Source organism: Trueperella sp., assembly GCF_043424875.1.
In the GTDB taxonomy this organism is placed as follows: domain Bacteria; phylum Actinomycetota; class Actinomycetes; order Actinomycetales; family Actinomycetaceae; genus Trueperella.
The window spans coordinates 1-5235 of the sequence record NZ_JBHWPL010000035.1 but is presented as its reverse complement, the minus strand read 5'-3'; the positions used below and the strand labels follow the sequence as shown (position 1 = coordinate 5235).

General features: G+C 61.3%; 5 protein-coding genes. 1 reads left to right on the top strand and 4 read right to left on the bottom strand.

Translation table 11 applies throughout. The features are described 5' to 3' along the window. Both ACHFFR_RS03150 and ACHFFR_RS03145 read right to left on the bottom strand, forming a co-directional pair. A partial coding sequence (locus tag ACHFFR_RS03150; RefSeq protein ID WP_394262823.1) for a GMC family oxidoreductase N-terminal domain-containing protein occupies positions 1 to 531 on the bottom strand: 531 nt, incomplete at its 3' end. A 47-nt stretch (positions 532 to 578) separates the two neighbouring features. Then, positions 579 to 1994 (bottom strand): aldehyde dehydrogenase family protein, encoded by a 1416-nt coding sequence (locus ACHFFR_RS03145; RefSeq protein WP_394262822.1) that lies wholly within the window; start codon positions 1992 to 1994, stop codon positions 579 to 581. A 143-nt stretch (positions 1995 to 2137) separates the two neighbouring features. On the opposite strand from ACHFFR_RS03145, the gene ACHFFR_RS03140 reads away from it, so the two are divergent. After that, complete coding sequence (locus ACHFFR_RS03140; RefSeq protein WP_394262821.1) at positions 2138 to 3046, top strand: helix-turn-helix domain-containing protein; 909 nt, start codon at positions 2138 to 2140, stop codon at positions 3044 to 3046. A gap of 76 nt (positions 3047 to 3122) precedes the next feature. On the opposite strand, the gene ACHFFR_RS03135 is transcribed toward ACHFFR_RS03140, so the two are convergent. Then, positions 3123 to 4643, bottom strand: coding sequence for an APC family permease (locus tag ACHFFR_RS03135; RefSeq protein ID WP_394262820.1), 1521 nt, complete (start codon positions 4641 to 4643; stop codon positions 3123 to 3125). 29 nt (positions 4644 to 4672) lie between these two features. Next, a partial coding sequence (locus tag ACHFFR_RS03130) for an FAD-dependent oxidoreductase (RefSeq protein WP_394262819.1) occupies positions 4673 to 5235 on the bottom strand: 563 nt, incomplete at its 5' end.

The window sequence follows — 5235 nt, the reverse complement described above, 5'->3', positions numbered from 1 at the left end:
GGATATTCCATCGAGCTCGCCCGAGTTATAGTCCTCGTTCTTCGGCAACCCCCACTGCTGGGCGGCGTCCACGATCGCATCTTGAATCGGGTTCATATCGAAATCGCCCACGATGTCTAGGACGCCCTCGGTTCCGCGGCCATCTCCCCCGCGATCGTAGTTCTCGATCGATTCATAGATGGGCTCGACCTCATCCCACCCCCAGCCGGGGCACCCAAGGTACTCCCACGTGTCGAAGTCGCGCTCATGTCCGCGCACCCAGATCGTCGCGTTGAGCGCGTGCGATCCGCCCATGACCTTGCCACGTGGAATATTGAGGCGGCGGTTGTGGCAGCCTGGCTGTTCCGTGGTCACGTACGCCCAGTCTTCTGGGCCACCCCACAGCGCTCCCGCTTCCCACACGTTATCGATGATGGGGTTCGTGTCGTATCCGCCGGCTTCCACAATGGTTACGCCGTGACCGGCGTCAAGAAGTCGGCGAGCAATAACATTGCCGGCAGAACCGGCTCCTACAACGATGTAGTTGGACATATCCGTGCCTTTCTTTCCAGCCACACTGCTGGTGATTCCTGTCGTAATTAACCGTTGATGACGTGGGGGCGTGCCACAGCCTTCAGGCCGTCGACGCCGAACTCAAGGCCGTAGCCCGAGCCCTTGACGCCGCCGAACGGCACGCGGGGGTCAACGCCACCGTGGGAGTTGATCCACGTGGTGCCAGCCTCGAGGCGAGAGGCCACGTCGAGGGCGCGCTCGCGATCGGCCGACCAAACGGACGAGCCGAGTCCAACCTCGAGCTTGTTGGCCTCCTCGATCGCTTCCTCCAGATCCGTGTAACGGATGATGGGCAGCGCCGGGCCGAACTGCTCTTCCACGACGAGCGGATTGTCCTTGTCGATGTCCGCCACGAGCGTCGTCGGGTAGAAGTAGCCCGGCGCGTCGTAGTCCGGATTGCCGCCAAGCACGATGCGGGCACCGGATTCCGCTGCGGACTTCACGAGCCTGTCCACAACGTCGAACTGAGCCTTGTTCTGCAGCGGCCCAAGAACGTTGCCCTCGTCCACACCCACGCCCATCGGCGTGTTCGCCGCGACGTCGGCCAGAGCCTCGACGACGTCGTCGTAGATGGCGTCCGGAACGTACAGGCGCTTCATCGCGGCACACGTCTGGCCGGTGTTGATGAACGCTCCCCAGAAGAGGTCGCCCGCGATTGCCTGCGGGTCGACGTCGTCGAGGACGATGCCGGCGTCGTTACCGCCGAGCTCCATCGTCAGGCGCGGCAGGTTGCCAGCCGAGGACTCGATGATCTTCTTTCCGGTCGCGGTGGATCCGGTGAACATGATCTTGGCGAAGCCAGGGTGGGTCGACATCGCGGCGCCGACCTCGCGGTCGCCAGCCACGACGTGCAGGACGTCCTCGGGCAAAACGGTGTTGATGACGTGAACGAGGCCCAGCACCGACAGCGGCGTGTACTCGGAGGGTTTGACCACCACGGTGTTGCCCATGCGCAGCGAGCCCGCGATCTGCCACACCGTGATCATCATCGGCCAGTTCCACGGGCCGATCGCGCCGACCACGCCTAGAGCGCGGTAGGTGAGAGTCGCGGTGCCCGACTCGTCGTCGAAGAGGGTCTCCGGCTCCAACGGGGTGTCGGCAGCGGCGCGCAGCCACACGGCACACGCGCCGACCTCAAAACGGGCGTTCGGGCCATCGAGCGGCTTGCCCTGCTCGCGCGAGAGCAGCTCGGCAAGCGCCTCCGCGTTGGCCTCGATGGCGTCGGCGGCCTGGTGCATGAGCTCGGAACGCTTGGCATGGCCAAGCCCTTCCCAGCCGCGCTGCGCGGCCTTCGCGCGGTCAACCGCCTCGTTCAGGTCCTCAACAGTGTGGACTGGGGCGCGGCCGACCAGCTCGCCGGTGGCCGGATCAAGAACGTTCTGGCCGCCGTCGGCAGGCTGGATCGCGTCAAGAAGTTCAGATGCATTAGATAGGGACGTCATCGTAACCTACTTTCAATCTCACGGATTCATTACGAGTAGTATGACCAGTACCGGTGCGCCGCCATTGACGCCGAGCGCACAAAACTTGATGTTTTCTGCTTGGGCCCGCTGGCCGCAGGAGCACGACGCGGCAAGGAGGATCTATGGACGTCGATCTTTCGCAGTTGCGCGCGCTCGCTTCTGGCCAGTTCGGAGCCATGAAGATCACGACGCCGATCGAGGATTTTCGCGCCGACGTTTCCCTGACGCACGTGGGCGATATCCACCTGTTCGACATGCGCACTCCCCCGCACACCGTGGATCGCAACGCGTCCTTCATCAAGCCGACGGACCCGGCCACCTACAAGCTCAGCCTTCAAATCGAGGGCAACTCATCGTTAACTCAGTACGACCGCGAGGCGCTCCTTGAACCCGGGATGCTCGCCATTTACAACTCGCACATCCCCTATGTTTTGAACTATCCCGCCCCGCAGCGCTCACTCATTATGCAGTTCCCGGCCGAGTACGTGCAGGTCTCACCCTCTGCCATGAAGCGGATTACCGCTCTGCCGATCACAAAAGATGACCGGCTGGGCAAGGTCGCCATTCCCCTGTTCGAGCAGCTTGCCATCAACTTTGAGGTGCTGGAGGGGCCGCATGCCGGCTCCCTCCTCCGCTCAGCCATCGACATGCTCATCGCCGTTTTCTCCGAGGAATTGAGCTCGGATGGGCCGCCGAGTTCGGAGGTCGTCGAGCGCGCAGCCGAATATATAGACGCCCGTCTATCCGATCCGGACCTCGGCCCGACGATCGTGGCCGAGGCGCTGTTCATCTCGGTGCGTCACCTTCACAGCCAGTTCTCCGAGGCTGGCCAATCCGTGGGTAACTACATCAAGCGTGCTCGGCTCGAGCGGATCCGCCGGGATCTGGCCAACCCCAACAACGCCGACCTCTCCGTCAAAGAAATTGGTGAACGCTACGGCATCATGACAGCCGCCCACCTCTCGCGCGTGTTCAAGACCGAATACGGAGAAACGCCCCGAGAATTCCGCAAGCGAATCCTCGGGGCCTAGGCGCCGGCGTCGTTCACATCGTCCGGCCTGCGCGCCTCAGCCAAAGCGCGCGAGCCGGACGATCGCCGAAAACGTTTTAGGGATTGAGAGTCGGAGTCGGCGTCTTCGGTGCGCCAATCCGCTCATCTGACTCGGAGACTACGTCACCCGTATCCAGCTCACCGTCAACCGACCGGATACGACCCCGCTTGAGCAGGAACTCGCCCCAGATTAGGCCAATCAGGCCAGAGCCCAGCACCACTCCAGGCATGACCCAGACCAGAGCAGCTGGACCCGTGTCTCCGATCATGATGTCGAAGTTCATGAGGATCAAGACCGTTACGACTGCCAGACCCGCTGCCGCGAGCGCCGGAGCCACCAAACGCACGAACGGATGGAAATCCGGGTGGTGTTCCTTCGCCCATCGGATCACGGCGATCGAAGTGACAGCCATGAGGAAGACGATGCCAAAGCCTGCGGCATTGGTAAACCAAGTGAACAGGGTCAGCACCGGGAAGAGCTCGCCAAGTTCGGAGCCTAGGCCCGCGATCGCGAAGATCGCAACGACGAGTAGCGAAAGCACCGACTGAGCACCCGAGCCCACAATCGGCGCACCCGATTTACCCGTCTTCGCAAATACCTCAGGGAGAACTCCGGAACGCCCGAGCGCGAAAAAGTACCGTGCAGCGGCGTTGTGGAACGCGAGGAGCGCCGCAAGGATCGAGGTGGCGAACAGGACGTGCACGAGGTTTGCAATCGCTGGACTGTGCTGGCCGATCCACACGAACAGGAGATCTGGCCCGTATTCGCGAGCCTGATCAATCACCTGCGAGGGGCCGATCCCGACAGCCATCGCCCACGCGGAGACCGCGTAGAACAATGCCACCACAATGACGGCGATATTAGTTGCGCGCGAGATCGTACGTTCGGGATCTTTTGCCTCTTCCGAGTAGATCGCACCCGATTCGAATCCCATGAACGCGGCCATTGTGAAGGCCAGTAGGACTCCAATGCCACCGGTGAGGAACTGATCCGGCGCGAGCGGTGCGGTACTAATCCCCTCTGGCGCGGTTGCAAAACCGAAAATGGAGGCCCCGATGACGACGATGAACTCAATCGTCACCAAGATCGCGAGTACCTTTGCCGAAAAATCGATATTGCTCATTCCGAGCAGACCAACGAGGAGCCACGCGGCGCCACCTGTGACCCACCACGGAATGACAACCCCGGTCATGGCAGCGATGGCCGCCGACGCAGAGAATCCGAAGATTCCGTAAAGACCGATCTGCATGAGGTTGTAGGACACGAGTGCAAGAATCGCCGCCGCGATGCCCTGTCGAAGACCAAGACCCTGCGAGACGTATTCGTAGAATGCGCCAGAGTTGCGGATGTAGGCGCTCATGCGCCCGTAACCGATAGCGAACAGACCGATGATCAGTCCGAAGGCAAGGAAGCCCAGGGGCACACCGAGAAGTCCGGAGACTGCATACGATGTCGGGGTTCCACCGGCTAGTACCGTGAGCGGCGCGGAGGCCGCGATGATCATGAAAGCAACGGCTCCAGTGCCGAGCTTTCCTGTCTTAAGTGACGTCTCTTCGACGTGCGGTGTTTGAGTCATATTACTCACCTAACGTTCCGATTAGCGCGCTATCGAAGCTCGCTAATCACCTCGCGGGCAACGCCTGTGCCCTTTTCGAGAGCGCCGTCGATGCAGACGCCACGCCAGCCATAGGCGTAGTCGGACCCTGCAAAGTACAGGCGAGAATCGACGTCGTCGAAATGTGACCAGCCATCAATGAACTGGCCCTTACGGACGGTGCCCCAGACCTGACCGATCCACTTGTCAGCTACCCAGTTGTGGCCGGTGGTATCGACGACTTCGATGTCGTCTCGCCACTGGTTGATGACGGCCTGCGCCTCTTCGACTGACTCGAGATCGATGATCTCGTTGTTGTGTCCGAAGCCAACGAGGATCGTCGTATCGTCGTCCATGAAGTACTCCGAACGCAGAACGGCGATCTTGGCAGGCTTGGGCGCGTAGCCGAGGAACTTCTGGTGACCTTTCACTTTGATCCAGATCTTGGCACCGGTGGCATTCCACTTGTCGTTGACGACCTTCTGGATCGGCTCCGATAGGGCCGGCACGAAATCAATGTTCTGGAGTGCGCCAACCGGAACTGTACAAATGACGGCGTCGGCCTCAATAATCT